1 protein-coding gene is annotated in these 1345 nt (G+C 68.3%); it reads right to left on the bottom strand.

The annotated features are described in order from the left end of the window. On the bottom strand, nt 1-1345 hold a 1345-nt coding region (locus XM50_RS00095), incomplete at both ends, for an efflux RND transporter permease subunit (RefSeq protein ID WP_046406292.1).

The following is a 1345-nucleotide window of genomic DNA, read 5'->3' as shown; positions in this document are numbered from 1 at the left end:
CGACCAGCCCGATCTGCGTCAGCACATTATTGTCCATGCCGCGCAGGTTCACGCCGATCATCGCCGCCAGCAGGCACATCGGCACGATCAGGATGATCGACAGCGGCAGGAATAGGCTTTCATATTGCGCCGCCAGCACCAGGAAGACGAACACCACCGCCAGCGCGAAGACGATCCCCGCCGTGCTGCCCGCCGCCTTTTCCTGGAAGGCGATGCCGGTCCATTCGGTGCCATAGCCCTTGGGCAGCGTCTCGGCGGCGAGCTTCTCCATCGCCACCAGCGAGGCGCCGGAGGAATAGCGGGGCGCGGTGTCGCCATCCACCTCGACCGCGGGGAAGAGGTTGTAGCGCGTCACGCGATACGGCCCGGTCTTGTCCTCGAAATTGGCAACCGATCCGATCGGCACCATGCTGCCGGCGTTGGACCGCGTCTTGAGGTTGGCGATGTCCGCCGGGGTCGATCGGAACGGCGCGTCGGCCTGCGCCGTCACGCGATAGGTGCGGCCAAGGAGGTTGAAGTCGTTGACGAACGCACTGCCGAGATAGACCTGAAGCGCCTCGAACACGCGTTCCGGGGGCACGCCCAGCATGTCCGCCTTGGCCCGGTCGATATCGGCGAAGATGCGCGGCGTGGCGGTGTCGAAGAAGGTGAAGACCTGCGCCAGCCCCTCCGTCTCGTTCGCCCTGGCGATCAGCTTCTGCGTTTCCTCGCCCAGCTTCTGATAGCCCGCGCCCTCGCGGTCCTGCACGATCATGCGATAGCCGCCGGCCGAGCCGATGCCCTGGATCAGCGGCGGGGGAATGACGAGGATCCGCGCCTCGTCGATATCGGCGGTCGCCTGGCGTGCCTTGTCCATCAGCCCGGCGAAGGTGACGCCAAGCTCGGCGCGCTCCGCGAAGGACTTGAGCGGAACGTAGGCGGCGGCGGTGTTGGGCGCGAGCGTCTGCGACGGGCCGTCGAAGCCGGCGAGCATCACGACGCCCTTCACCCCGGCGAGCGGCAGGATGCGCTTCGCCACCTTCTGCACCACCGCGTCGGTCCGCTCGACCGAGGCGCCGGCGGGTAGCTGAACGACGGTCAGGAAATAGCCCTGGTCCTGCGCCGGGATGAAGCCGGTCGGCGTCGCCCAGAACACCGCGCCCGTCGCGGCGATGAGGCCGGCATAGGTCAGCATCATCCGCCTGGGCCGGCGCACCAGCCGGTCGGTCAGCCGCGCATAGCGATCGCTCATCCGCTCGAACCCGCGGTTGAACCAGCCGCCGGCGCGGGCGAGCGCACGGGTCACGCGGTTGCCCTGCCCTTCCGTCTGATGCCCCTTGAGCAGGATCGCGGCGAGCGCGGGCGA

It is taken from the genome of Sphingomonas sp. Ag1, assembly GCF_000980895.1.
GTDB classification, from domain to species: Bacteria; Pseudomonadota; Alphaproteobacteria; order Sphingomonadales; family Sphingomonadaceae; genus Sphingomonas; species Sphingomonas panaciterrae.
Note: the sequence above shows the minus strand (reverse complement) of the source record. Positions and strands in the feature narration are given on the sequence as shown.